This is a genomic window from Dactylosporangium salmoneum, assembly GCF_039532525.1.
GTDB lineage: Bacteria > Actinomycetota > Actinomycetes > Mycobacteriales > Micromonosporaceae > Dactylosporangium > Dactylosporangium salmoneum.
This window is the reverse complement of sequence record NZ_BAAARV010000072.1, coordinates 1-25,394: the sequence shown is the minus strand read 5'-3', so window position 1 is coordinate 25,394 and position 25,394 is coordinate 1. Positions and strand designations below refer to the sequence as shown.

General features: G+C 74.2%; 21 protein-coding genes and 1 pseudogene. 11 read left to right on the top strand and 11 right to left on the bottom strand.

Annotated elements, in window-relative coordinates:
- Window positions 1-259: 259 nt before the first annotated feature.
- The 5 genes from ABD352_RS37110 to ABD352_RS37090 all read right to left on the bottom strand — a co-directional run bounded on the left by ABD352_RS37110 (window position 260) and on the right by ABD352_RS37090 (window position 5,375).
- Window positions 260-616, bottom strand: a complete 357-nt coding sequence (locus tag ABD352_RS37110) for a nucleotide disphospho-sugar-binding domain-containing protein (protein ID WP_344617232.1) — start codon at window positions 614-616, stop codon at window positions 260-262.
- A gap of 87 nt (window positions 617-703) precedes the next feature.
- Window positions 704-2,272: a glycoside hydrolase family 43 protein gene (locus ABD352_RS37105; RefSeq protein WP_344617258.1), complete on the bottom strand. Its 1,569-nt coding sequence runs from the start codon at window positions 2,270-2,272 to the stop codon at window positions 704-706.
- Window positions 2,273-2,293: 21 nt separating this feature from the next.
- Window positions 2,294-3,175, bottom strand: a complete 882-nt coding sequence (locus ABD352_RS37100; protein WP_344617231.1) for a carbohydrate ABC transporter permease — start codon at window positions 3,173-3,175, stop codon at window positions 2,294-2,296.
- Window positions 3,172-4,062 (bottom strand): carbohydrate ABC transporter permease, encoded by an 891-nt coding sequence (locus ABD352_RS37095; protein WP_344617230.1) that lies wholly within the window; start codon window positions 4,060-4,062, stop codon window positions 3,172-3,174. Before ABD352_RS37095 ends, ABD352_RS37100 begins: the two co-directional genes overlap by 4 nt.
- A complete protein-coding gene (locus ABD352_RS37090; protein WP_344617229.1) occupies window positions 4,059-5,375 on the bottom strand; it encodes an extracellular solute-binding protein in 1,317 nt (438 codons plus the stop codon). The genes ABD352_RS37095 and ABD352_RS37090 overlap by 4 nt, the downstream gene beginning before the upstream one ends.
- 151 nt (window positions 5,376-5,526) lie before the next feature.
- Here ABD352_RS37090 and ABD352_RS37085 point away from each other — a divergent pair, with 151 nt between their 5' ends.
- From ABD352_RS37085 to ABD352_RS37070, 4 genes are all read left to right on the top strand, one after another.
- Window positions 5,527-6,549, top strand: coding sequence for a LacI family DNA-binding transcriptional regulator (locus ABD352_RS37085; RefSeq protein ID WP_344617228.1), 1,023 nt, complete (start codon window positions 5,527-5,529; stop codon window positions 6,547-6,549).
- Between the two features lie 129 nt (window positions 6,550-6,678).
- The gene (locus ABD352_RS37080) at window positions 6,679-7,740 is read left to right on the top strand and encodes a lysylphosphatidylglycerol synthase transmembrane domain-containing protein (RefSeq protein WP_344617227.1); all 1,062 of its coding nucleotides are present in this window, start codon (window positions 6,679-6,681) and stop codon (window positions 7,738-7,740) included.
- A 26-nt stretch (window positions 7,741-7,766) separates the two neighbouring features.
- Complete coding sequence (locus tag ABD352_RS37075) at window positions 7,767-8,903, top strand: glycosyltransferase (protein ID WP_344617226.1); 1,137 nt, start codon at window positions 7,767-7,769, stop codon at window positions 8,901-8,903.
- Entirely contained in the window at window positions 8,900-9,736 is an 837-nt protein-coding gene (locus tag ABD352_RS37070; protein WP_344617225.1) for a PIG-L deacetylase family protein, read from the top strand. The genes ABD352_RS37075 and ABD352_RS37070 overlap by 4 nt, the downstream gene beginning before the upstream one ends.
- A gap of 43 nt (window positions 9,737-9,779) precedes the next feature.
- Here ABD352_RS37070 and ABD352_RS57825 read toward each other — a convergent pair.
- Window positions 9,780-10,109, bottom strand: a pseudogene (locus ABD352_RS57825) (phosphatase PAP2 family protein); the annotation flags it as partial.
- A gap of 275 nt (window positions 10,110-10,384) precedes the next feature.
- Here ABD352_RS57825 and ABD352_RS37060 point away from each other — a divergent pair.
- The 5 genes from ABD352_RS37060 (at window position 10,385) to ABD352_RS37040 (ending at window position 16,641) form a co-directional block, all read left to right on the top strand.
- The gene (locus ABD352_RS37060) at window positions 10,385-11,071 is read left to right on the top strand and encodes a response regulator transcription factor (protein WP_344617223.1); all 687 of its coding nucleotides are present in this window, start codon (window positions 10,385-10,387) and stop codon (window positions 11,069-11,071) included.
- Between the two features lie 150 nt (window positions 11,072-11,221).
- Window positions 11,222-12,589 carry a ricin-type beta-trefoil lectin domain protein gene (locus ABD352_RS37055; RefSeq protein ID WP_344617222.1) on the top strand — a complete coding sequence of 456 codons (1,368 nt, stop codon included), beginning with the start codon at window positions 11,222-11,224 and terminating at the stop codon, window positions 12,587-12,589.
- An 82-nt stretch (window positions 12,590-12,671) separates the two neighbouring features.
- On the top strand, window positions 12,672-14,045 hold the full coding sequence (locus ABD352_RS37050; protein WP_344617221.1) for a cellulose binding domain-containing protein: 1,374 nt from the start codon (window positions 12,672-12,674) through the stop codon (window positions 14,043-14,045).
- 68 nt (window positions 14,046-14,113) lie between these two features.
- Window positions 14,114-15,277: an FIST signal transduction protein gene (locus ABD352_RS37045; RefSeq protein WP_344617220.1), complete on the top strand. Its 1,164-nt coding sequence runs from the start codon at window positions 14,114-14,116 to the stop codon at window positions 15,275-15,277.
- A gap of 14 nt (window positions 15,278-15,291) precedes the next feature.
- Window positions 15,292-16,641: a diguanylate cyclase domain-containing protein gene (locus ABD352_RS37040; protein WP_344617219.1), complete on the top strand. Its 1,350-nt coding sequence runs from the start codon at window positions 15,292-15,294 to the stop codon at window positions 16,639-16,641.
- Window positions 16,642-16,668: 27 nt separating this feature from the next.
- Here the strand turns inward: ABD352_RS37040 and ABD352_RS37035 are convergent, their stop codons facing one another.
- Window positions 16,669-17,718, bottom strand: coding sequence for a hypothetical protein (locus ABD352_RS37035; RefSeq protein ID WP_344617218.1), 1,050 nt, complete (start codon window positions 17,716-17,718; stop codon window positions 16,669-16,671).
- 96 nt (window positions 17,719-17,814) lie between these two features.
- Here ABD352_RS37035 and ABD352_RS37030 point away from each other — a divergent pair, with 96 nt between their 5' ends.
- Together ABD352_RS37030 and ABD352_RS37025 are read left to right on the top strand one after the other, a co-directional pair.
- Window positions 17,815-19,755 carry an ABC transporter substrate-binding protein gene (locus ABD352_RS37030; RefSeq protein ID WP_344617217.1) on the top strand — a complete coding sequence of 647 codons (1,941 nt, stop codon included), beginning with the start codon at window positions 17,815-17,817 and terminating at the stop codon, window positions 19,753-19,755.
- Between the two features lie 27 nt (window positions 19,756-19,782).
- Window positions 19,783-21,483, top strand: coding sequence for a tetratricopeptide repeat protein (locus ABD352_RS37025; protein WP_344617216.1), 1,701 nt, complete (start codon window positions 19,783-19,785; stop codon window positions 21,481-21,483).
- A gap of 11 nt (window positions 21,484-21,494) precedes the next feature.
- Here the strand turns inward: ABD352_RS37025 and ABD352_RS37020 are convergent, their stop codons facing one another.
- The 4 genes from ABD352_RS37020 to ABD352_RS37005 all read right to left on the bottom strand — a co-directional run bounded on the left by ABD352_RS37020 (window position 21,495) and on the right by ABD352_RS37005 (window position 25,329).
- A complete protein-coding gene (locus ABD352_RS37020) occupies window positions 21,495-22,184 on the bottom strand; it encodes a CPBP family intramembrane glutamic endopeptidase (RefSeq protein WP_344617215.1) in 690 nt (229 codons plus the stop codon).
- Between the two features lie 25 nt (window positions 22,185-22,209).
- Window positions 22,210-22,746, bottom strand: a complete 537-nt coding sequence (locus ABD352_RS37015; RefSeq protein WP_344617214.1) for a hypothetical protein — start codon at window positions 22,744-22,746, stop codon at window positions 22,210-22,212.
- Between the two features lie 103 nt (window positions 22,747-22,849).
- Window positions 22,850-23,851 carry a hypothetical protein gene (locus ABD352_RS37010; protein WP_344617213.1) on the bottom strand — a complete coding sequence of 334 codons (1,002 nt, stop codon included), beginning with the start codon at window positions 23,849-23,851 and terminating at the stop codon, window positions 22,850-22,852.
- Window positions 23,848-25,329, bottom strand: a complete 1,482-nt coding sequence (locus ABD352_RS37005; protein ID WP_344617212.1) for a hypothetical protein — start codon at window positions 25,327-25,329, stop codon at window positions 23,848-23,850. Before ABD352_RS37005 ends, ABD352_RS37010 begins: the two co-directional genes overlap by 4 nt.
- Between the last annotated feature and the right edge of the window lie 65 nt (window positions 25,330-25,394).

Genomic DNA, 25,394 nt, shown 5'->3' with positions numbered 1-25,394 from the left:
CGCATGCCGGCCCGAAGCCTGCGCGTGCCAGCCCGAAGCCGGCGCGTGCCAGCCCGAAGCCGGCGCGTGCCAGCCCGAAGCCGGCGCGTGCCAGCCCGAAGCCGGCGCGTGCCAGCCCGAAGCCGGCGCGTGCCAGCCCGAAGCCGGCGCGTGCCGACCCGAAGCCGGCGCGTGCCGACCCGAAGCCGGCGCGTGCCGACCCGAAGCCGGCGCGTGCCGACCCGAAGCCGGCGCGTGCCGACCCGAAGCCGGCGCGTGCTCAGGGAACGAGGCGCTCGATCCGGGCCAGGACCGCGCCGGCGCCGTCCTCCTCCGCCAGCCGGGCGGCCAGCGAAGTGGCCCCGGCCAGGTGCTCCGGGCGCTCCACGGCGGCCCGGATCGCCGCCGCGAGCCGCTCCACGGTCAGCTCCTGGAGCGCCACGGGCGAAGGGCCCACCCCGAGCGCCTCGACGCGCTCGCCCCAGAACGGCTGGTCGGCGAGCATCGGCACGACGACCGTCGGGCGCCCGGCCCGCAGCCCCGCGCCCGTGGTCCCCGCCCCGCCGTGGTGCACGACCTCGGCGTAGACGGTCTGGGCGCGCTCGAGCTGCCGGCGGCCCGCCGTGCGGTTGTCCACGCCCGGGACGGACGCGGAGCCGGTGCGGCTGCGGCCGGGGGGCCCGCCGCGCACCCCTGCGGGCGGGTCCCCCGAGTCAGCGGGCGGTCAGGGCTGCGCCTTGTAGGTCGCGGCCGAGAAGTCCGCCGGGAGCCCGCCGCCGGTCATGTCCTGCGCCCACAGGCCGAAGAAGGCGCCGGTGAAGCCCCACGTGCGGGCCGTGTCGCCGTCGAAATCGCGGGCGTACTCGTCGGAGAGGATGCTCGCGTCGAACGGGCCCCACTCGGCCTCGCCGCAGGAGGCGCGCAGCGTGCCGCCGTCGAGGTCCAGCCGCAGCCGCACCGGCCCCGCGACCGGTACCGCCGGGCCGTGCATCGTCAGGCGGCCGCGGTCGCTGGACAACACGTCGACGAAGGCGCCGGCGCGCTCGTCGAAGCCGACCCGCAGGAAGTACCAGTTGCGGCTGTTGTAGTACGCCGTGATGCCCGCCATGTGCTGGAAGTGGGCCGGGCGGAACTCGACCGTCGCCTCGAACGTGGCCCGGGCGTGCTGGACCCGGCGCCCGACAAGGCTCTCCCCGGCCAGGGCGCCCGGGGAGCGGCCGCCGCGGACGCGCAGGTGGCCGGGGCGGGCCCGGGTGGACAGCCAGTCCTCGTGCGCCGGGCGGCGCAGGGTGCTCCACTGCGGGCCGAGGCGGTCCGTGGCGAAGTCGTCGGTCTCGGGCTCGTCCGGCCACGGGTGGGCCGGCAGGGCCGGGGCCGGTACCTCGTCGTGGGGCACGCCGCCGTCGATGCGCGGCCAGCCGTCCCCGGTCCAGGTGACCCGCTGGATGGCGGTCTCCCGGCCGAGCACGCAGCGGCCGCGGGGGCTCAGCGGGCGGCCGGTCAGGTGGGCGAAGTACCACTCCCCCGCCGGGGTGTCGACCAGGCTGCCGTGGCCGGCCTTCTGCAGGGCGAGGTCCGGCCGGTGCACCGAGGTGATGAGCGGGCTGCCCGGGTCGGTCTCGTAGGGGCCGAGGACGCCGCGGGAGCGGGCCACCGTCGCCTGGTGGAACCACTCCGTGCCGCCCTCGGCGGTGACCAGGTAGTACCAGCCGTCGCGGCGGTACAGGTGCGGGCCCTCGGTCATCCCGGCCGCCGTGCCGGTGTAGATGGTGACCGGCTCGCCGACCAGGCGGCGGGCCGCCCGGTCGTACTCCTGCGCGATGATGCCGTTGGCCCACGGGTTGCCCGGGCGCCAGTCGGTGCGGTTGGACAGCAGCCAGCTGCGCCCGTCGCCGCCGTCCGCGGTGTCGTGGAACAGCGACGGGTCGAAGCCCTGGGCGTGCAGCGGGACCGGGTCGGACCACGGGCCCTCGATGGAGGGGGCGGTGACGAGGTAGTTCGGGGTGTCCCAGAAGCCGGAGTAGGACTTCACGTCGGTGTAGACGAGGTGGAACAGGCCGTCGGCGTAGGACAGGCAGGGGGCCCAGATGCCGCCGGAGTCCGGGTTGCCGGTCATGTCGAGCAGCCGGGTGCTGTCCAGGGCCCCGCCGATGGGACGCCAGTGGACGAGGTCGCGGGAGTGGTGCAGGCGCACGCCGGGGTACCACTCGAAGGTCGAGGTGGCGAGGTAGTAGTCGTCCCCGACCCGCAGGATCGACGGGTCCGGGTGAAAGCCCGGCAGCACCGGGTTCACAATGTTCAATGAGGTTCCCATCTACTTGCCGAACCCGGCGGCGAGTCCGCTGAGCAGGTGACGGCGGCCGAACAGGTACAGCGCCAGCACCGGCACGGCCGAGAGCACGACCGCGGCCATGAGGCCGGGCACGTTCGTCCCGTACTGGTTCTGGAAGTTCCACAGGCCCAGCGGCAGGACCCGTTGCTCCTCGCTCTGGGTGAGCACGAGCGGGAAGAGGAAACCGTTCCAGGCGCCGAGGCCGACGAAGATGCCGACGCTGGTGAGCCCGGGCCGGGCCAGCGGCAGCACCAGGCGGCCGAAGATGCGCCCGGAGGTGGCGCCGTCGACCGCCATCGCCTCGTAGAGCTCGTTCGGGATGTCGCGCAGGGAACTGGTCAGCACGACGATCGCGATCGGCAGCGAGAAGGCCGCGGTCGGCAGGATGATCGCCAGCAGCGTGTCGTACAGGTGCAGGCGGGTGATGATGAGGTAGATCGGCACGATGACCGCCTGGGCGGGCACCGCCAGGCCGAGCAGGAACACGTTGAACGCGGTGCGGATGGTCCGGCTCGGGTTGCGCACGATGGCGTAGGCGGCCGGCAGCGCGATGACCAGCACCAGGGCGACGGTGCCGAGCGCCACCGCGATGCTGTTGAACAGGAACGTGGCGAAGCCCAGGTCGAAGAGCTGGGCGTAGTTGTCGAAGGTCAGGTTGCGGGGCAGGTCGAGCGGGCCCGCGTCGATGTAGGAGTCCTGGGTGCGGAAGCCGGTGACGACGATGTAGTAGATCGGCACGGCGACGATGACCAGCCAGATGGCGGCGGCCACGCCGGCCGGGACGTTCCAGCGCCGCCGCTGGCGGACCACGACGGGGGCCGGCGTCTTGTGCGAAGCCGGCCTCGACAAGGTCTGGATGCTCACGCGCCCTCCCGGTCGCTGGTCATCCGGTGGTAGCCGGTGGAGCGGACGACGATCACGGACAGGGTGGTGCCGACGAGGACGAGCAGCACCGCGAGGGCGCTGGCGTAGCCCATGTCGAAGCCGACGAAGCCCTTGATGTACATGTGCAGCGGCAGCACGCGGGTCGCGGTGCCGGGGCCGCCGTTCGTCGTCAGCAGGATCATCTCGAAGTAGGTCAGCGAGCCGACCAGCATGAGCACGGAGGAGGCGACGATCGTGTTGCGAAGCTGCGGCAGCGTGATCGCGAAGAACTGCCGGACCCCCGTCGCGCCGTCCAGCGCCGCCGCCTCGTACAGCGACCGCGGGATCTGCCGGGTCGCCGACTGGTACAGCAGGGTGTGGAAGGGCACGAACTGCCACGCGATGATGAACGCGATGACGTACAGCGCCTTGTCCGGGTCGCCGAGGAAGTTCCCGTCGGCGGCCCCCAGGTACTTGCCGTAGTCGGCGGCGAGGCCGAAGTTCGGGTCGAGCAGGGCCACGAACGTGACCGCGATCGCCGCGGTGGACAGCAGCAGCGGCAGGAAGAACAGGCTGGACAGCACCGCCCGGCTGCGCTGCGGCCCGGCCGCCCACACCCCGATGAGCAGGGCGAGGGGCGTCTGCACGAGCCACGACACCACGGTCAGGATCAGCGTCTTGCCGGCCCCGCCGAACAGCTCGGTGTCGTCGCCCAGCGAGGTCCAGTTCGACAGCCCGATCCACTGCGGGTCGCCGAGGCCGTTCCACTTGGTGAAGCTGAGGTAGACGACCGCGAGGATCGGCAGGATCCCGAACGCGACGAAGAAGACGACCGCCGGCGCGGCCCAGATGACTCCGGGTCGCGCCGCCGCTTTCGATGTCGTCATTTCGCCTTGGCCATGTTGGCCGCGAACTGGTCGGGCGTGATGGTGCCCAGGAAGAGCTTCTGCAGGTTGGTCAGCAGCTCGGTGCTCACCGACGGGCTGAGCGCCTGGTCCCAGGACTGGGTGAAGCTCGGCGCGTCGGCCACCAGGTTGTAGGTGAAGGTGGTGAACTCGGCGTTCGGCTTGCCCTTGAGCACGTCGGCCGCGCCCTTGACCGCGGGCACCTGGCCGGCGTCGATGAGGCCGCTGATGTAGCCGTCGGAGGCGAGGGACTTGACCAGGAAGTCGGCGGCCACGTCCTTGTTCTTGGAGGCGGCGTTGACCGAGTAGTAGTTGCTCGGGTTGCCCACGATCGCCTTCGGGTCGCCGGCGCCGCCCTCGTAGGACGGGAACGCCACGTAGCCGAGCTTGCCGTCGGTGATGAAGGCCGCGTTGGCCTCCTTCTGCACCGAGAAGTCCCAGGTGCCCATGAGGTGCATGGCGGCCTTGCCGGTGGCCAGCAGCTTCGAGGCGCCCTGGTTGTCGTAGTTCACCGAGGCGAAGTTGGAGCCGAAGGCGCCCTTCTTGGCCAGGGCCTGGATCTCGGTGAGGGCCTTGACGACGGCCGGGTCGGTCCAGGCGCCGTCCAGCTCGCGCGCGATGTTCTTGAACTTGTCGGCGCCGCCGATGCGGTCCAGCAGGTACTCCAGCCACATCAGCTCGGTCCAGCCCTGCGAGCCGGCCAGCGCGATGGGGGTGATGTTCTTGGACTTGAAGGTGTCGACGAGCGCGAGCAGGTCGGCGAAGGTCTTCGGCGGCTGCACGCCGGCGGCGGAGAAGACCTCCTTGTTGTAGAACAGCACGACCGGCAGCACGCCGAGCATGGGCAGGCCGTACTGCTTGCCGTCGACCTGGCCGACCTGCATGACGCTGGGCAGGAACTTGTCCTTGAGCTCCGGGTTCTTGGCGAGCGTGTCGTCGAGCGGCTGGACCTGGCCGGCCTTGACGAACTGGGCGAGGTTGCCGCCGCCCCAGTTGAAGAACACGTCGGGGGCCTGGGGGGAGCCCATCGCGACCTGCAGCTTCTGCTTGTAGGCGTCGTTGACGTAGGTGACGAGCTTGACCTTGTTGCCGCTGGACTTGTTGTAGTCGTCGATGCTCTTGGTCGCGATCGGGTTGACCGCGGCGTCCTGCAGTGCCCAGACCTGCACGTCGGCGCCGCCCTTGCCACCGGACTCGGTGCCGGGGCCGGCGCTGCCGCAGGCGGCGGCGAGCAACACGGCGGAGGTGGTGAGTATCCCGGCGATGACCCGGCGAAGCTGCGCAGTTTTGCGCATGCGCCGTACCGTCCTTCCATGCTGAGGGTTCCGAAATCGCGCCCTGACTTTCGGGAAACATTTCGGAGTGGGGGGTGTGGGGTGTACGGTGCCGATCACAAGGCACCCCCCGCCACGCGGGCAACCGTTTTCGAAAAACACAGGTGACGTCATGACGCTGGACGGCCGGCCCACGATGGCCGAGATCGCCCGGGAGGCGCGCGTCGCGGTCTCCACGGTTTCGAAGGTCCTCAACGGCCACACGGACGTTTCGGCAAAGACCCGCCAGACGGTCGAACGGCTGCTGGCCGAGCGCGGCTACCAGCGGCCCCGCGCGGCCAAGAACGGCCGGCGGCGCCGCACCGATCTCGTGGACCTCGTCATCAACGAGCTGGACAGCGTCTGGGGCCTGTCCATCCTCACCGGCGTCGAGGAGGTCGTGGAGGAGGCCGGGCTCGGGCTGGTCGTCTCAGCGGTGCACAACCGGCAGTCGCTGACCCGCCGCTGGGTGGAGTCGCTGCTGGCCCGCGGCTCCGAGGGGGCCATCCTGGTGCTGTCGGAGCTGGCCGAGCGCCAGCACGAGGACCTTCGGCGGCGCAACCTGCCCTTCGTCATCATCGACGCGGTCAACCAGCCGCCGCCCGGCACCCCGTCGATCGGCGCGACGAACTTCGCCGGCGGGTACGCGGCGGCCGAGCACCTGGCCGGGCTCGGGCACCGGCGCATCGCCGCGATCGGCGGGCCCGAGCAGTTCCAGTGCACCCGCGCGCGCATCGCCGGCTACCGGGCGGCCCTGGAGTCGGCCGGGCTTCCGGCGGATCGCAGACTGGTGCGGTACGGCAACTTCCACCACGACGGCGGCCTGCGCGCCGCCGAGGAGCTGCTCGCCCTGCCCGACCCGCCGACCGCGGTCTTCGCCGGCAGCGACCAGCAGGCCACCGGCGTCTACGAGGCGGTCCGCCGGGCCGGGCTGACCATCCCGGGCGACGTCAGCGTGGTCGGCTTCGACGACCTGAACTTCGCCCAGTGGACCGCGCCCGCGCTGACCACGGTGCGCCAGCCGCTGCACGAGATGGGCGTCGCCGCGGCCCGCACCCTGCTGCGGATCGTCAACGGCGAGCGGATCGAGTCGCCCCGCATCGAGCTGGCCACCGAGCTCGTCGAGCGGGAGAGCACCGCGCCGCCGCGCGCCTGAGCGATTCACCCGCGAATTTGGTTGTCTTCGGCGCAGAATCGTGTTCGGGCTGCTCTTCAGCTTCCCCTCAGCTTTTGTCTGCGACCTTGAGCGACTCGAAGTCGGGTGAGGCGCACGGGGAGGGATCGGATGGGCGAAACGGACAGCACTGGCATGTCGGACGCGCCGGCCGGAGGACGCGGGCGGCGCGCCGCCCTGCTGCTGGTCGGGGTCGCCATCGTCGTCTGGTCCGCGATGCACCTGTCCGCGCTCGGCGCCTCCTGGACGCAGGCCTGGCACCTGATCGCCAACCTGGGCTGGCGCTGGCCGATCTTCCTGGGCGTGGTGTGGCTGCTCGGCCTGGTGGTGCACACCTCCGTGCTCACCGCCTCGCTGCCGGGCCTCTCCCACCGGCGGGCCCTGACGCTCAACCTGTCCGGCAGCGCCGTGTCCAACGTCCTGCCGCTGGGCGGGGTGGCCGGCACCGCGCTCAACCTCGGCATGGTCCGCGGGTGGGGCCACACCGGGCTGGAGTTCGCCCGGTTCGTGGTCGTCTCGAAGGCCTGGGACCTCGTCGCGAAGCTCGTCATGCCGCTCGTCGCGGTCGCCCTGCTGCTGCTGGCCAACGCCGGCCCGCTCGGGCACGGCCTGCTGTGGCTGGGCTGCTCGGCGCTGAGCGCCGGCGCCGGGCTGCTCGTCGTGGCCGCCCTGATGGGCCGGGCCGCGCCGCTGCTGCGCCTGGTCGCGCTGGCCGAGCGGCTGTGGACCCGGCGACCCCGCCGCACCCGGTCCGCGGCGGACGACCCGGACGCCTCCCCCGGCTGGACCGCCGCCACCGCCGCGCTGCTGGACGGCACCGACCGGCTGGTCCGCCGCCGCTGGGCGGAGCTGAGCTGGGGCATGGCCGGCTACTGGCTGCTGCAGGGCGCGCTGCTGTGGTTCTGCCTGGCCGCGATCCACGTGCGCCTGCCGCTGCCGGTGGTGCTCGCCGCGCTGGTCGCCGAGCGGCTGCTGACCCTGGCCGCGATCACGCCCGGCGGGGCCGGCGTGGTCGAGGCCGGCACGATCGCCGTGCTCATCGCCCTCGGCGCCGACCCCACCGACGCGCTCGCCGGGGTGCTGCTCTACCGGGCCTTCGTCTTCGTCGCCGAGATCCCGGTCGGCGGCCTCGCCACTGCCCTGTGGCTGCTGGGCCGGCGCCAAGCCGCCTGAGCATGCTGGAGTAGGAGACCCCTTCCATGCGCATAGCCCACGTGACGGACGTGTACCTGCCGCGCCTCGGCGGCGTCGAGCTGCAGGTGCACGACCTCGCCTCCCGGCAGCTCCGCGGCGGCCACGAGACCCTGGTGCTCACCACCACCGCCCCGGCCTGGCCCGCCGCGCCGGCGCCCGACGAGGTGCCGGTGCTGCGCATCGGCCGCGACGGCGGCATCGGCGCCGGGCCCTACCGCGCCGTCGGCGCGCGGGCCCTCGGCGAGCTGCTGCAGGCCCACGGCGTCGACGCGGTGCACGCCCACGTCTCCGCCTTCTCCCCGCTGGCCTGGACCGCGGCCCGCCTCGCCTCGGCCGGTGGCCCGCCGACGGTCGTGTCGGTGCACTCGATGTGGCACGACATCGCCCCACTGGTACGTCGCTTCGCCCGTTGGCAGGACGCGGCCGCCTGGCCCGTGCAGTGGGCCGCGGTCAGCAGCGCCGCCGCGTCCGCGGTCCGCGACGCCCTCGACGGCACCCCGGTCGCCGTGCTGCCCAACGGCATCGACCCGGCCGCCTGGCTGCTGCCCGACCGGCCGCCCACCGCCGCGGTGCCGACGCTCATCAGCGTGATGCGGATGGTGCGCCGGAAGCGGCCGCGGGCCCTGTTGCGCACGCTGCTGGCGCTGCGCGAGTCGCACCCGGGCCGGTTCCGCGCCGTGCTCGTCGGCGACGGGCCGCTGCTGCCCGGGCTGCGCCGGGAGATCGCCTCGGCCGGGGCGGCCGGCGACATCCAGCTCACCGGGGCCCTCGACCGCACCGCGATCCGCGCCCTGCTCGCCTCGGCCGACGTGTACGTGGCGCCGGCGCCCCGCGAGTCGTTCGGCATCGCCGCCCTCGAGGCCCGCAGCGCCGGCCTGCCGGTCGTGGCCCGGGCCGGCAGCGGGGTGGCCGACTTCATCGGCCACGGCGTCGAGGGCTGGCTGGTGCACTCCGACGAGGAGCTGCGGGCCACCCTCGGCGAGCTGCTCGACGAACCGGGCCGCGCCGCCGAGGTGGCCCGGCACAACCGCGCGGTGGCGCCGTGCGTGCGCTGGGAGACCGTGCTCGAGGCGGCCGACGCGCTCTACGCCCGGGCCGCCGCCTTCCTCGGGCGGCGTGCGCCCGCCCAGGAGAACGCGTGACGTTCACGCTGGTCGCCTTCCACGCCCACCCCGACGACGAGACCCTGCTCACCGGCGGGACCCTCGCCCGGGCGGCGGCCGAGGGGCACCGGGTCGTGCTCGTCACCGCCACCCTCGGCGAGGCCGGCCTGTCCGCCGGGCCGGCCGGCGCGGCGCTCGGGGAGCGGCGCCACCGGGAGCTGCTCACCGCCGCGGAGGCGCTCGGGGTCGAGCGGGTGGAGACCCTCGGGTACGCCGACTCCGGGCTCGACGCAGGCGCCGCCACCGGCACGACAGTCCGCTTCGCCGACGCGCCCGTCGCCGAGGCCGCCGCCCGGCTGGCCGCCATCCTGCGGCGGGAGCGGGCCGACGTGGTCACCGGCTACGACCCTCGGGGCGGCTACGGGCACCCCGACCACGTGCAGGTGCACCTCGTGGCCGAAGAGGCGGCCCGGCTGGCCGGCACGGCGGTGCTGCTGCGCGCCACCGTCGACCGCGGTGCGCTGCGGCCGGTGCTGGCCGCGCTGCGGCTGGCCGGGCGGCTGCTGCCGGCCCTGCCGCTGCAGGGCGCGGCGACGGCGTTCACCGAGCGGGCCGAGATCACGCACGTCGTGGACGTCAGGCGGTACCACCGCCAGAAACGCGCCGCCATGAAGGCCCACGCCAGCCAGGGCGAGGGCGGCCGGGGCCTGCGGACCCTCGCGCTGCTGTCGCGGCTGCCCGGCCCGCTGTTTCGCGCCGTGGCCGGCCGGGAGTGGTTCGTCGAGGCCGGCCGTACCCCCACCACCCCGCCGTGCGGCGACGTGTTCGACGGGGTGCGCCGCCCGGAGGCAGCGCCGCGGCCAGCACCGTGACCACCGCCGCGCCCAGCAGCCAGCCGGCCAGCACGTCGGACGGCCAGTGCGCGACCAGGAAGGCCCGGCTCAGCCCGACCAGGCCGGTCCAGGCCAGGACGACCGCCGCGAGAATCCGCCGGGCCCACCCGGGCCGCAGCAGGGTCCACCCGACGGCGATCGCCGCCCCGGCCACCAGCGCCGACGAAGTGCTGTGGCCGGAGGGGAAGGAGTAGCCGTACGACTCGGTCAGCCGGTGCTCGGGGCGCTGCCGCGCGATGAGGTGCAGCAGGGCCAGCCGCGCGCCGGTGCCCACCGCGGCGACCGCGGCCACGAACAGCGCCGCCCGCCGGCGCCGGGCCAGGAGCAGCCCGAGCAGCCCCACGAGGAACATCCCGCGCAACCAGAGCGGGTCGGCACTGTGCGTGACGGCCGACATGGCGGCGCGCCACCAGCCATGGGCCTCGGTGAACCGGCCGAGCGCACCGCTGAGGGCGGCGTCGGCCCGGACGAGCGCGGGGGCCCGGGTGGCGGCCAGGGCCACGAGCACGAGCAGGGCCGTCGATGGAACCACGGGGCGCGGGGAGGGCACACACCATGCTCCCCCGGGGGCGGGGCGGACGATCAGGGGTGCGGGGTGGTATCACGCATATGGGGGGTCGATGCAACGTGCGGGTGCTGATGGTCGAGGACGAGGTGAACCTCGCGGAAACGCTGCGTGACGGACTCGGCGGCGAGGGGTTCACGGTGGACGTCGTGCACACCGGGGTCGACGGGCTGTGGGCGGCGACCGAGACGCCCTACGGGGCGTACGACGCGATCGTGCTGGACATCATGCTGCCCGGGCTGTCGGGCTACGAGGTGTGCCGGCAGATGCGGGAGCGCGAGGTGTGGACGCCGGTGCTCATGCTCACCGCCAAGGACGGCGAGTACGACCAGGCCGACGCGTTCGACCTCGGCGCCGACGACTACCTGACCAAGCCGTTCTCGTTCGTGGTGCTGGTGGCCCGGCTGCGGGCGCTCATCCGGCGGGGCGGGCCGCAGCGGCCCGTGGTGCTGTGCGCCGGGGACCTGCGGCTGGACCCGGTGCAGCGGCGGGTCACCCGCGGTACCGAGGAGATCACGGTGACGGCGAGGGAGTTCGCGCTGCTGGAGTTCATGCTGCGCCACCCCGGCGACGTGCTGAGCCGCACGGCGATCATCGAGAACGTGTGGGACGCCCACTTCGACGGCGACCCCAACATCGTCGAGGTCTACGTCGGCTACCTGCGCAAGAAGATCGACCACCCCTTCGGGCGCACGGCCATCAAGACGGTGCGCGGGGCGGGCTACCGGCTCGATCCGGACGGCGGCTGAAACCGACAGGCCTACACAGAACTCCGGTGCTATTGACAACATTCTTTGCATTCGGCGACCATCTCCTGAGAGCGCTCTCACGTCCGCCACGTGGGGGCTGATCAGGCATGTACTTCTCCCCCGCCCCAGACCGAGAAGGGCACAACGGCTGTGACAGACCAACAGAAACCAACAGGCCGGCTGCGCGGACGCCGCGCACTGCTGGCCGGCGCGGGCGTCGCGGTGCTGGCCGCCGCGTCGTTCGCGGCGCTTCCGGAGGCCTCGGCCTCGCTTCCCGCGACCCCCTCCGGCTGGACCCAGGTGTTCGCCGACGACTTCAACGGGACCTCTGGCACCGGCGTCAACACGGGCAACTGGCTGTACGACCTCGGGCACGGCTACCCCGGCGGTGCCGGTAACTGGGGCACCGGCGAGATCGAGAACATGACCAACAGCACCGCGAACGTCTACCTGGACGGCTCCGGGAACCTGGCCATCAAGCCGATCCGTGACGGCTCCGGCAACTGGACCAGCGGCCGCATCGAGACCCAGCGCACCGACCTCGCCGCCCCCGCGGGCGGCAAACTGCGCATCGAGGCCCGCCTGCAGCAGCCGAACGTCAACACCGGAAACGGCGCCGGCTACTGGCCGGCCTTCTGGGCACTGGGCGCGGCGGCGCGCGGCACCGGCGCGTCCGGCTGGCCCGGCATCGGCGAGATCGACATCATGGAAGACATCAACGGCCGCAGCTCCGAGTTCGCCACCCTGCACTGCGGCACCTCACCAGGCGGCCCCTGCAACGAAACCACCGGCATCGGCAGCGGCGAACGCGCCTGCGGCGGCTGCCAGACCGGCTTCCACACCTACGCCGTCGAACAGGACCGCAGCACATCACCCGAGCAGATCCGCTGGTACCTCGACGGCAACAACTTCTTCACCGTCAACGCCAACCAGGTCGACGCCACCACCTGGAACAACGCCACCCACCACGGCTTCTTCATCATCCTCAACGTCGCCATCGGCGGCGGCTTCCCCGACGCGTTCGGCGGCGGCCCCAACGGCTCCACCGTCTCCGGCCAGCCGATGCTCGTCGACTACGTCGCGGCCTACACCAGCGGTAGTGGCGGCGGTGGCGGTGGCGGCGGTGGTACCGGCGGCAAGGCCATCAAGGGCCCCGGCGGCCTCTGCCTCGACGTGCGCTCGTCCGGCACCGCCAACGGCACCCCGGTGCAGATCTACACCTGCAACGGCACCGGCGCCCAGCAGTGGACCTACGTCGAGGCCGGCACCACGCTGCACGCCCTCGGCAAGTGCCTGGACATCCCGAACGGCTCCACCGCCAACGGGGCCAAGCTGCAACTGTGGGACTGCAACAACACCGCGGCCCAGGTGTTCATCCACCGCGCCGACAACACGTACTACAACCCGCAGGCCAACAAGTGCCTGGACGACCCGTCCGGGTCGGTGACGCCGGGCACCCAGGTGCAGATCTGGGACTGCAACGGCAGCGGCGCGCAGAAGTTCTCGCTGCCGGCGTAAGTTTCTCGGCTCGCCGCTGGTCGGCGACCTACCGGGCCGCCCGCGATTGACGCGCGGGCGGCCCGGCCCAACGTTGACGGGTATGACCACCCGCTTTGCACCGCTCGCCGCTGCGGCTCTCCTGGTCGTGGTGGCCCTGCAGGCCTCGGCCGAGGCCACCGTGGCGCCGCCGACGACGACCCCGGTGACCGGCAACGCGACGTACTTCGACGGCCTCGGCTCGCCCTACGGCGGCTGCGGGCTACCCCAGGCGGAGCTCGACTCCCAGAACTTCGTCGCCCTCAACGTCTTCGACACGCCGGGCGACGGCACCGCCTACACCCGGCCACTCCCGCCCGCCCAGGCCGACAAGATGGGCCTGTGGGACAACGGGCGCAACTGCGGCCGCTGGGTCCGCGTGAAGATCGGCGACTACTGCACCGGCGTCAACGACGGCGCGCTCGGCCAGCCGTTCTGCCGCAACGGGGCGTGGAGCGCCGACGCGTACAACGACGGCACCCTCGACATGCTGGTCGCCGACAGCTGCGGGGACCCCAACGCCTGGTGCCGCGACGACAAGTACCACCTCGACCTGGCCAAGGACGCGCTGAACAGGTTCGCGAAGAACGGCACGACGCTGACCGACCTGTACCCGGCGCACTGGAACAACCGGCACGTGTCGTGGCAGTTCGTCCCGGCGCCCTCCTACACCGGCGACATCCGCGTAGGGTTCATGTCCGGCGCGCAGCAGTGGTGGCCGGCGATCGCCGTGTCGCACCTGCCCAACGGCATCCACGGGGTGGAGTACCTCGCCGACGGGGCCTGGAAGTCCGCCACCATGAACGGCGACATGGGACAGTCGTACGTCATCGGCGGGACCACCGCCGGGGCGACCACGTTCCGCATCCGGGTGCGCGACGTGAACGACGCGCTGCTGTTCAACGGCCGGGAGTACACCTTCTCCCTGCCCTCCTCGTGCGCCGCGCAGTGCAGCGCGGCGTACACCCCGGCGGTCGTGTCCTCCGGGACGAGCGGTTCGCCGAGCGCGTCGCCCAGCGGCTCGGCCAGTGCGTCGCCCAGCGTCTCGCCCAGTGCGTCGCGCAGCGCGTCGCCCAGCGTCTCGCCCAGTGCGTCGCGCAGTGCGTCGCCCAGCGTCTCGCCCAGCGCCCAGCCGGCCGGGGGTTGCACGGCCACGGTGAGCGTCACCAGCTCGTGGAACACCGGCTACCAGGCCGACGTGAGCGTGCGCAACACCGGCACCGCCCCAACGGCAGGCTGGACGGTCCGGTTCACCTTCGCCGGCACCCAGACGGTCGCGAACTCCTGGAACGCGATCGTCACCCAGTCCGGCGCCACGGTGACGGCGGCGAACCAGACGTACAACGGCGTCGTGCCGGCCGGCGGGAGCACCAGCTTCGGCATGCTCGTCAACGGTGCCCCGCAGCCGGTGACCGCTGTCACCTGCACCTCGCGCTGAGCCTTTGCTAAGCCCCGCCGCCCGGCGACCGATGATCGCGATGTTGCCGGGCGGACTGGGGAGCGCGCATGACCGATCGATGGATGGCTGTCGGGACCTCGCTGAGGGCGGACTCCCACGAGGCAGGACGGGAGGCCGCCCTCGCCGCGCTGGACGGCCCGGACCCGAAGCTGCTGCTGGTGTTCGCCGGCATCGAGCACGACCCGCGGCGCCTGGCCGAGGGCGTGCGGGCCGCGGCGCCGGGCGTGCCGGTGCTCGGCTGCTCGACGCACGGCGAGATCGGCGCCGGCGGCCCGCGCGACGGCAGCGTGGTCGTGACCGCGCTCGGCGGCCCCGGCTTCTCGGTGAGCACCACCGCCGTGGCGGAGATCTCGGGCCGGCAGCGCGAGGCCGGCGCGGCAGCGGCCCGCTGCGCCGCCGCGGTCGAGGACCGGCCGCACCGCGTGCTGCTGCTGCTCACCGACGGGCTCGCGCTCGACCAGGAAATGGTGATCAAGGGCGCCTACGGCGTGCTCGGCGCCGCCGTGCCGCTCTTCGGCGGGGCGGCCGGCGACGGCTGGCGCATGTCCGGCACCTTCCAGCTGCACGGCACCGACGTCTACGCCAACGGCCTCGTCGCCGCCTGCATCGGCTCCGACGCGCCGATCGCCATCGGCATCGACCACGGCTGGCGCCCGGCGGGCGAGCCCCTCGTCGTCACCCAGAGCGGCGACGGCCGGGTGCACGAGCTCGACGACGCCCCGGCCCTGGACGCCTACCTCGACCGGCTCGACGCCCCCGGCGACGTGTACCGCGACGAGGTCGCCCTGCGCCACTACGTGCTGAGCCGCCCGCTGGGCGTGCAGCGGCGCAGCGGCATCGAGATCCGCAACATGAGCACCGCCGTCGACGTCGCCGGGCGCACCATCGGGGGCGGCGGCGACCTGGCCCTGGGCGCGCTCACCTTCGCCATGGAGGGCGACGAGGAGTCGGTGGTGGCCGCCTCGGCCCGGGCCTGCCGCTCGGCGATCGACCAGCTCGACGGGGTCACCCCGGTCGGCCTGCTCACCCTGAGCTGCGCCGCCTGCCGGGCCGTGCTCGGCGACGACGGCGTCGCCAAGGAGGGGGCCGGCATCGCCGAGCAGGCCGGGAGCATCCCCTTCGCCGGCTTCTACACCTACGGCGAGATCGCCCGCGCCAAGGGCATCAACGGGTTCCACAACCAGACGATGGTCGTCCTGGCGTTCGCCTGAAAGGGGAACCTGCGGTGGCCGAAGGAGCCCTGGCAGCGCAGCACCTGGTCGAGCTGCTCGCGATCGTCTCCGGCTACGGCGACGAGGACACGGCGATCCACGCCGCGGTCGAGCGGGCCGCCGAGACCGTCGAGGCGGAGGTCTGCGCCCTGCTCATCGGCGCCACCGTGATCGACGCCGTCGGCCTGCCCGAGGGCTCGGCCGACTACGCCGAGCTGGCCCGGGTGCCGCGCGGCCGCGGCCGCGTCGAGCTGCCCGGCCTCGGACCGTGCGGCGCCGGCTGGGCCCAGCTCGGCCGGGCCGACGAGGGCGTGCTGGTGCTGGCCCGGGCCGGCGACGAGTTCACCGTGGCCGAGCACAACCTGATCCGGGGCATGGCCAAGGTGCTCGGACTGACCCTGCGAATGCTGCGCCGGGAGCGTCTGATGCGCCACCTGTACGACATCCAGCGCCTCATCTCGCGTCGCGCCCCGCTGGCCGAGGTGCTGCGCGCGACCCTCGCGGCGGCCGCGGACGTGCTCGGCGCCGTGGAGCTGTTCCTCGTCGACCCCGACGACCCGGGCGGCGCCCTCGTCACCGCCGGCGGCCCGGGACCCCTGGCCTGGCGGCGCCGCCCGATGGCCGGCGACCCGCTGGTCGCCTCGGTGATCGACATCGACCGGGTCCAGGAGCGGCCCGGCGGGCGCATCGCGGTCCCGGTGCACGAGCGCGGCCGCACGGTGGGTGCCCTGGCCGCCGACCCGCCGGCGGGCCACCGCCTCGACCGCGACAACCTGCTCTCCTTCGCCGAGCACGTCAGCCTCGCCCTCACCGACGCCAGGGCCGCCAGCGACATGGACGCCGCCCGGCACGACGCCCTCACCGGCCTGCCCGGCCGCGCGCTGTTCCACGAGCGGCTGCGGCACTGCCTGGCCCAGCGCCCCGCGCCGGGCACGGTCGCGCTGCTCTTCGTCGACCTCGACCGCTTCAAGGCGGTCAACGACACCCTGGGCCACGCGGCCGGCGACCTGCTGCTGGCCGAGATCTCCGGGCGCCTGCAGGCCGCCGTGCGCCGCGGCGACGTGGTCGGGCGGCTCGGCGGCGACGAGTTCGCGGTAGTGCTGAGCCCGGCCGGGGAGGACCTGGCGGCCGAGGTGGCCGCCCGCGTCATCGACGAGCTGTCCCGCCCGGTCCCGGTGCCTGGCGGCCTGGCCGTGGTCGGCTGCAGTGTCGGCGTCGCGCTCAACGGCGCGGACGGCGACGATGACCTGCTGGCGCGGGCCGACATGGCGATGTACGAGGCCAAACGCTGCGGCGGCACCCGCTTCGTGCTGGCCGGCGCCGAGACGCTGCGCCTGGTCGAAGGGGCGGCGCTGGTGCCGTGACGCCGGCGGCGTCGTTGCGCAGGCTGTCTAGTCGTTGGCCCAGAACCAGAAGTCGGGCTCGCCGGGCACCCCGGCCTCGGTGAACAGCCCCAGCACCGCGTCCCGGTTGGTCTCGATCGCGCGGCCGTCGCCCAGCACGCCCGTGGCCAGCAGCCCCTCGAAGCATCGCGCGAGCCGCTCGGCCGGCGGGCCGTCGTGCGCCCGGCCGAGCCGCGGCTCGAGGTGCCCGAGCAGCCTGCCGATGGAGTCGTACGGCGTCACGGCGCTGTACCCGTACTCCCGCCCGGCGTCGGCGCCCCGCGCCTCGTAGTCGTAGAACTCGGTGAACGCGATCCTGTTCTCGATCGAGGAGACCAGCAGCGTCAGCGAGAACAGGCAACCGGTGCCGGTGCGGTTCGCGTGCAGCAGGCGGTACCGCCACTCGAAGCGCTCCTCGTGCTCGACCCCGAGCTCGGTGTAGAGCCGGGCGGCCGCCTCGACCCGGCCCTCGTGCTCGGCCGCGAACGCGGTGAACGCCCCGAGGAACCGCCCGATCCGGTCGCCCTCCCCGACGCCGTCCACGGACCGCGGGTGGCGGGCGGCGAGGTACGCGGCGATCCGGTCGAGATCCTCGAAGCCGGCCTCGACCTGCCGCCGCCCCGCGTCGCCGTGGTGCTCGGTGAAGCGGATCGCGGGCGGGCGCCCGTCCGGCTCGAGCACCACCGTGGCCCGCCCGCCGACGTGCGCCCACGGCACCGTGCTCGAGCGCCGCACCAGCACCCCGGCCGCGACCAGCAGGTCGGCGACCAGCTCCCGGGCCTGCATCGGCGGCAGGTCCAGCCGCCCGCGCCCGGCCAGGTCGGCCACGGCCTCGATCAGCGGCGCCGGGTCCTCCCCGTCGCGCGCCTCGACCCGGAAGGCGGCGAAGCGGCCCATCCAGCCGGTGTCCTGCCCGCTGGGCGTCCGGGCGCTGTACGTCTCGGCGAACCCGAACCGCCCGTCGCCCTGCGTCACGGCGAGCACCCGCAGGTGCCCGCTCGCCGTCGTCGAGGTCCGCAGCACCCGCTCCGTACTCACCCGTCCGTCGATGCTACCCACCCGTCCGACGATGCCAGACGCGTGCCACCCGAACGGCCGGTGGCGGGCTGGCGGGACGGCGGTATCGTCGTGGTCCGCCGAAGACGTGGAGCGGTCATGATCGATCCCTGGGTGGTTGGGCTGGCCCTGGCTGTCGCCATCGCCGGTGGATACGCGCTGTGGCGGATCGTGACGCTGGTGCGGTTCCGGCGAGCGAGCGGGCCCCGGGCCGGGCACGCGCCGGCGGCCCCCAAGGCGGAGGTCGTGACCGCGGACCGGCTGGTCAAGCGGGCCGAGGCGGCGGTGGCGCGGCTGCGCGAGCAGACCGACTCGCCGCGCGACCCGCTGCTGCGGGCGCAGATCGGCGACGTCGACGACCACGCGGCCGAGGTGCTCGGGGACCTGCGGCGCTTCGCCGAGCAGGTCAAGGCGCTCGAGCGGTCGCTGCACGAGATCCCGGTCGAGCGGCTGGAGCGGGAGCTGGAGCAGGCGCGACAGCAGCGCGACGGGGCCGGGGACGCGGGGCTGCGCAACGAGCTGGACCGGTCGGTGCACGCGCTGGAGCAGCAGCTCGCGGTGGCCGATCGGCTGGACACCACCCGGCGCACGCTGCTGGCCCGCATCGAGGCCGCCGTGTTCGACCTCGAGGGACTCGGGGTGCGGGTCACCGAGCTCATCGTCATGCACGACGCGGCCGGGGCGGGCGACACCTCCGCGCGGCTGTCCGAGCTGACCGGCGACCTGGAGGGCATGCGGGCCGGGCTCGCCGAGGCGCGCGGCCTGTCCGACGCCGTGCTCGACGGGGGCGAGCCGAAGCGGGCCCGTGCCGTACCGGAGCGGCAGCAGCACCACGAGGACCCCGTCCCCGCGGTGCCGAGCAGGCCCGGGCGGGCGCGGTGGGACATCGTCACCGTGGCCGTCGTCGTCGTGCTCGCCGGCACCTGCCTCGCCGAGGACTACCTGCCGCGGGGCGGCGCGCCGGCCGTCTCCGCGACCGGCGAGCCGCGCGACGCCGACGAGTGCCCGCAGACGCTCGCGTTCATGGGCGAGCTGACCGGGGACGACGCCGCGGACGGTCCGGGCGAGCTCAACGCCGTGGAGCTGGCGGTGGCGCAGGACAACGCCGCGCACGCCGGGGACTGCCAGGTGCGGCTGCAGCAGTACGACACCGCCATCACCGGCGACGTGGCCAAGTCGGCGACCGTCATCGCCGGCGACCCGTCGATCGTCGCCGTCGTCGGGCCGACGTACGGCGGCGAGGCACTGAAGGCCCTTCCCGTCTTCCAGCCGGCCGGGCTCGCCGTCATCAGCCCGTCCGCGAGCGACTCGGCCCTCACCGCCAAGGGCTGGACGGTCTTCCACCGCACCCTGCCCAGCGACGACGACCAGGCCGACGCGGCCGCGCGCTACCTGCGCGACACGCTCAAGGTCCGCAAGGTGTTCGTCATCGGCGACGACACCGACTTCGGCAAGGACGTCTCCGCCCGGGTCGCCGCGGCCCTCGGCGGCGCCGTGGCCGGGCACGCGGCCGTGGCCGAGGACGACGCCGACTGGTCGCCGGTGGTGGACCAGGTCCGCCGCAGCGGGGCCGACGCGGTGTACTTCGGCGGCCACTCCGACGACACCGCCCCGTTCGTCCAGGCGCTGCGCGCGGTGCTGCCGAAGGTCATGGTGATGAGCGGGGACCGGATCATCACCGAGACGTTCCGCAAGAGCGCCGGGGACGCGGGGCACGGGACGTACGCCACCTGCCCCTGCCTCCCGGTGAACCAGGGCCTGGACGTGTTCCGCTCGCAGTACAAGGCCCGCTTCGGCGACACGCTGGAGTACTACGGTCCGGAGGCCTACGACGCCGCGCGGATCGTCCTGGCCGGCCTGCGCGCGGGCAAGACCACCCGGCCGGCGATGCTGCAGTTCGTCGACGGGTGGGACCGCGACGGGCTGGGCCGGCACATCAAGTTCGGGCCCGGCGGCGGGCTGGCCGGCCCGGCGCTCAACGTGTGGGCGTACCAGAGCGGCACCGACGGGTACTTCGCCGCGAAGACCGTGATCGGCTGAGTTGCGTCGGCGGGCGACACTGACGTCGTGCAGATCGTCGAGCACAGCGTCATCGGCACACGCTCGGCCGTGCTGCGGCTGCGGCGGCCCGGCACCGAGCTGCAGTTCGTCGTGTTCCCGATGTTCCACGTGGCCGACCCGCGGTTCTACGCCGAGGTGCGCGAGCGGCTGCGCCGCTGCGACCTGCTCGTGGTCGAGGGGGTCTCCGGCCGCTCCCCGCTGAGCTGGGCCATCACGTCGACGTACCGGATCATCCCGGCCAACAAGCGCTCCGGGCTGGTGGAGGACGACATCCCGTATGGCTCGCTGGGCGTGCCGGTGATCAACCCGGACGTGACCGCGGGCGAGCTCGGGCAGGACTGGCGGGCGCTGCCGCTGCGCACCCGGCTCCTGATGTGGCTGGCCATGCCGATCGCGGCCGGGCTGCAGCTGTTCGGCGGCCGGCGGCGGCTGCTCGGCCCCGAGGTCGAGCTGGACGACCTGCCCGCCGACCTGGCCGACCACGAGGTGATCGGGCAGCTCGACGGCGTCTTCGGCGGCGCGCGCGACGAGCGGCTGCTGGCGACGCTGTCGCAGATCCACCGGGAGCGCGGAGCCGAGCGGATCGACGTCGCGGTGGTCTACGGCGCCGCGCACACGGCGGCGATCGTCCACGGGCTGCTCAGGCGGCACGGGTACCGCCCGCGCTCCTCCGAGTGGCTCACGGTCGTGGCGCCGGCCCCTTCGCGGTCCGCGCCGCTGCCGCGGCCCCGGTGGCCCGAGCCGACGCCGAAGCCGGTACTGGAGCCGATCCCGGAGTCGGTGCCGGCCGAGGCGGTGGACGCGCGCCGGGAGCTCATGCGGGTCGCCTTGGCGCGCCGGACGGCGGCCGCGGAGCCGGGCGCCCACCGGCCGGAGCTGGCCGCGGCGCTGGACGCGCTGGCGCGCCGGCTGAGCGACCTGGGCCGCCGCGAGGAGGCCCTGCGCGCGGCCGACGAGGCCGTGGACGTCTACGAGGAGCTGTACGAGCACAGCCCCGGTTCGTACCGCGCCGCGCTGGGGATCGCGACCAGCAATTTCGCGGTACAGCTGGATCGCGTCGGCCGGCGCAAGGACTCCCTGGCCGTCGATGAGCAGGCGGTCGAGATGCTGCGCGGCGCGGACCGCAACGACCCCGGTGCGCGCGCCGACCGCCTCGGCCACGCGCTGACCAACCTGGCCATCAGCCTGTCCCGGTTCGGCCGCGACGACGAGGCACTGGCCGCCGCTCGCGAGGCGGCCGAGCTGTACGACGCGGCCGGACACCGGGTCGCCGGTCACAGCCGGGCCCTGGTCATCCTGTCCGACCGGCTGGACGACGTCGGCGCCCACGAGGAGGCGCTCGAGGTCGCCACGCGTTCCGCCGCCGTCGCCCGCGACGGCGCCCCGAGGGAGCTGGCCGTGGCCCTGCGCGCGACGTCGGGCCTGCTGTTGCGCCAGTTCGGCCGCCCGGAGGAGGCCTTGGCGGCCGCCGAGGAGGCGCTGGCCCTGCAGCGGCGCGTGAGCCCGCCGGACGGCGAGGAACTCGCGCGGTCGCTGCGGCGCGTGGCCGACGCCCTGCACGCCCTGGGCCGGCCGGCCGAGGCGGTGGCGGCCGACGAGGAGGCGCTGCCCATCTGGCGGTCCCTGGCCGAGCGCTACCCGCTCGCCCACGAGGCCGACCTGGCCGCCGCCCTGGCGGCCCACGCCGAGCACCGCGCCGCCGCCTGAGACACGGGGGCTCAGCCGAGCAGCAGCGGGACGACCACGATCGCGAAGAAGTCCAGCAGGAAGTGCGCCACCACCGGCGCCACGAGGCTGTGCCGCCAGACGTAGAGGCCGGCCAGCGCCAAGCCGGTCACGCCGGCGGTCAGCACGCCCGCGCCGCCCTCGTACCCGTGCCCGGCCGAGAACACGAGCGCGGACAGCAGCACCGCCCACCCGCGGCTGCGCAGGACGCTCGCGAACCGCAGGATCAGGTACCCGCGGAAGATCGTCTCCTCGGCGACTGCGACGACCGCGACCAGCGCCACGCCGATCAGCAGCTGCCCGGTGTCGGGCGCGGCCTGCAGCGCGGTCGTCTGCGGCCCGGACAGGCCCGCGGCCCGCAGGGCGACGTTCAGCGCCTGCGTGCCGACCAGGAGCGGCAGGAACAGGGCCGCACCAAGGGCCGCCTCCCGTCCGGCGGCCCGCGCGACCCAGCCGACGGCCGCGACCGGCTGCCGGGCCCGCGACAACAGCAGCAGCACGAGCGCCACCAGGGCCACGTCGCGCAGGATCGTCGCGACGGCCACCAGCGCGAAGCTCCCGCCGGCCGACCCGCTCGCCAGCAGCGACAGCAGCCACGGCGGCACGATGAGCAGCAGGAACACGACCAGCTCCGCCGACTCCTGCCGGCGTGACAGGCCGCCGGCGGATGCTCGGTCGTTCATCGTCGCTCCGCTGACACCTCCGGCGTCACGAGCCGGTAGGCGCCGGCGTCTCGCCCGGCGACGGTGTCGCAGGTGCCGTCTGCTGCATGCCGCCGTGCTGGTGCACCTTGACGAGCCGCGCGGTGTACGTCTCCCCGGTGGTACCCGCGCCGGTGGTCGTGCCGGCGATCACGATCTTCGTGCCGGCGGTCAGGGCGCTGGGTTGCAGGGTGTGCCGCTGCTCGAAGACCCGCAGGTTGCTACCAAGGTTCCACGTCCTGGTCCACCCGTCGGCCGACTTCACGGTGACCGACGACCCGGTGGCGGAGGTGAGCGTGCCGACCTGCATGGCCACGGTCACCTGGCCCTTGTCGGTCTGCACGACGCCCTCGCCGTGCTCGACGCCCTTGAGCATGCCTCCGCCGTGGTGATCCTGCATGCCGTAGCCCGGAGCCGTGGTGGCCGTCCCACCACCCGGCGGGGTCGGGCTGGGCTGGGCCATCGCCGTGGCCGGTATCCCGACCAGACCGGCGCCGGTCAGCATCGCGGCGCCGATGGCGAGCCCGATTCGATTGCGTCTCATGTTGGTCCCTCCTCGCACTGGACCTAACGGTCAGCTACCACGCGGGTACCGGCGGCAAACCCTGGCCCGGCGCGGAATCTGCCGGAGTCCGGCGCGGCGGCCCTCAGGCCGCCAGCTCGCGCAGCCGGGCGGACAGGGCCTCGGCGCGGATGGTGAGGTGGGCGAAGTCCTCCTCGCCGCGACGGTCCGCGGCGGTGATGCCGTCCTCGCCGCGACGGTCCACGGCCGCGATGCCGTCCTCGCCGCGACGGTCCACGGCCGCGATGCCGTCCTCGCCGCGACGGTCCGCGGCGGCGATGTCGTCGAGCAGCTCGGTGTACTCCCCGATCAGCTCCCGGTAGCGGGCGGCGAAGCCGGACTTGCCGCCGCGCTTCTTGGCGGGCCGCCGGACCGCCTCGGCGTAGCGGGCGTCGAGGTCGATGATGTGCTGGGCGACGGCGGCGGTGGTGGCGCTGAGCACCGTGCGGGCGTCGGTGGCCCGGTCGCGGCGCTCGCGGCGGGTGGCGGCGAGGCGGCCGGCACGGCGGGCGGTGAGGTACAGCACCCCGGACCCGACCAGCACGGCGCCGACGGCCGCGGCGGCGACCAGGAACCGGGGCAGCGACGGGCTGATCGTACGGGCGGTCCGCGGTACGACATCGGCCTTGGCCAGCCGGTCGTAGTTCACCGCGATCACCTTGATCGCCTCGAGGGGCCGGTCGGCGAACGGGTCGATGCCGTCGCCGATGGTGGTCTCGGCGACGAACGCGTCGCCGAAGTTCTCGTCGCCGGCGCCCGGCAGCTGCGAGCAGCCGTACGTGTCGTACTTGTCGTCGCTCTTGCGGCTCATCACCAGCACCAGCGTGCCGGCCGCGGCCCGCTCGACGTCGTTGCAGGCCTTGCGCAGGTCGTCGCCGGGGCGCATGAGCAGCACGACCAGCCGCCGGTTGCCGATCACCCGCTCGGCGGCGGCCACGTCCAGGCCGGTGCCCGGGGCGGCGTAGACCGAGGCGCTGCGCACCTGCCGGGCGGCCGGCCCGTCGAAGATGCCGCCGGACCACAGCGCCCAGCCGGCCAGGATCAGGCAGGCAAGCACGCCGAGCAGGTACGTGCGCCCCGCCTTCACGCGAGCCTCCCGCGCAGGTAGTCGCCGGGTCGGTAGCCGCGGACGCCGACGGCCCGGCCGACCGCGTCGAGCTCGTGCTCGGCGTCGTCGAGCAGCCCGGCGACGTGCCGGTCCGGCAGGCCGCCGGCGATCGCGTCGCGGGCCGCGCCGAGGCTCTCGATCGCCCGGGCCAGGGCCGGGTCCTCGGCCGCCGCGGTGAGGCCGGAGACCTCGACGGCCAGGGCGGCCAGCCCCGCCAGCCTTGCCGGCGAGCCGCCGCGGCCGGGCGGAACCAGGGCGGCGGGCGGCCGGCGCCCGGGCAGCGCGGCCGCCGACAGCAGCAGGAACACGATGACGCAGGCCGCGAAGAGCCACGGCAGCACCGGCAGCGCCACCCGCACGGGGTCGAAGGGTCGGAAGGGCAGGGGCCGGTCGAACAGCCCCGCGAAGCGGACGTCGGTGACGAGCGCGAGGTAGGCGCCGAGGACGTTGTCCTGCGGGTAGGCGTAGGAGCTCAGCCGCTCCTCGAAGCGGGCGTAGAAGCTCGCCGTGGTGATCTCGGCGAAGTCGGCGGCGTGCGGGCCGTGGTACTCGATCCAGGCCCCGTACATGACGATGAGCGGCCGGTCCGGGAAGAGCGCGGACAGCGGCGCCCCGTAGTCGGGCGCAGGCTTGTCGCGCGGCTGCGGCGGCAGGGCGGCGACGAGCGGCGGGGTGTCGCCGAACGCCTGCGCGGCCGCCGTGGCGGGCACCCCGGTGAGGGTGGCGCCCGGGGCGGCGTACATCCCGGTGCCGCGCAGCCCGTCGGCGACGGTGGCCAGCTCGGCGGCGGTCGGGTCGCGCCACAGTCCCGGCCGGTCGGCGTCGCCGGAGCTCTTGTCGCCGTCCTTGCGCAGCCCGTGCACGAGGGTGACGAGCAGCTCGGTGACGTCGTTGCGGGCGAGCTGGTTGCGCCACTCCGCGGGCGTGGTCGACGAGGCCCGGTACATGCCTCCGGAGACCTCGGTGCCGATGACGCGCACGGTGGCGTTGTCGACGTCGCGCAGCTTGTCCTGCTGCGCGTCGGTCAGGCCCGGCGGTGCGACGATGATCCGCACGTCGGTGCCGGCGACGGCGACGGCGACGGCGGCCTGGTCCCACTCGGCGACCGCGCCGGGCAGCCGCACCACCGGCCGCTCGGCGACCATGGCCTTCATGTCGTCGACGGACGGCAGCAGCGCATCGGAGTTCTCGCCGGCCGAGCCGCCGGAGACCGTGGCCGTGGACGGCGAGTGGCCGTAGGTGACGTCGGCGCTCTGCCGCTGCGCCGCGATGAACGTGATGATGCTGGCCGCGGCGATCGCCAGCGCGACCCACCGCGCGGGCCCGGCCGCGACGCGGCGAAGCGGATCGGCCGCCACGCGGCGAAGCGGATCGGCCGCCACGCGGCGAAGCGGATCGGCCGCCACGCGGCGAAGCGGATCGGCCGCGTCGCGGGCCTGCGGGCTCCGGTCAGTCATCGGCGGCCGCCCGCCACAGCCGGTCGGCCTCGCGCGCGAGGCGGGCGGCCTCGCGGGCCGCGGCG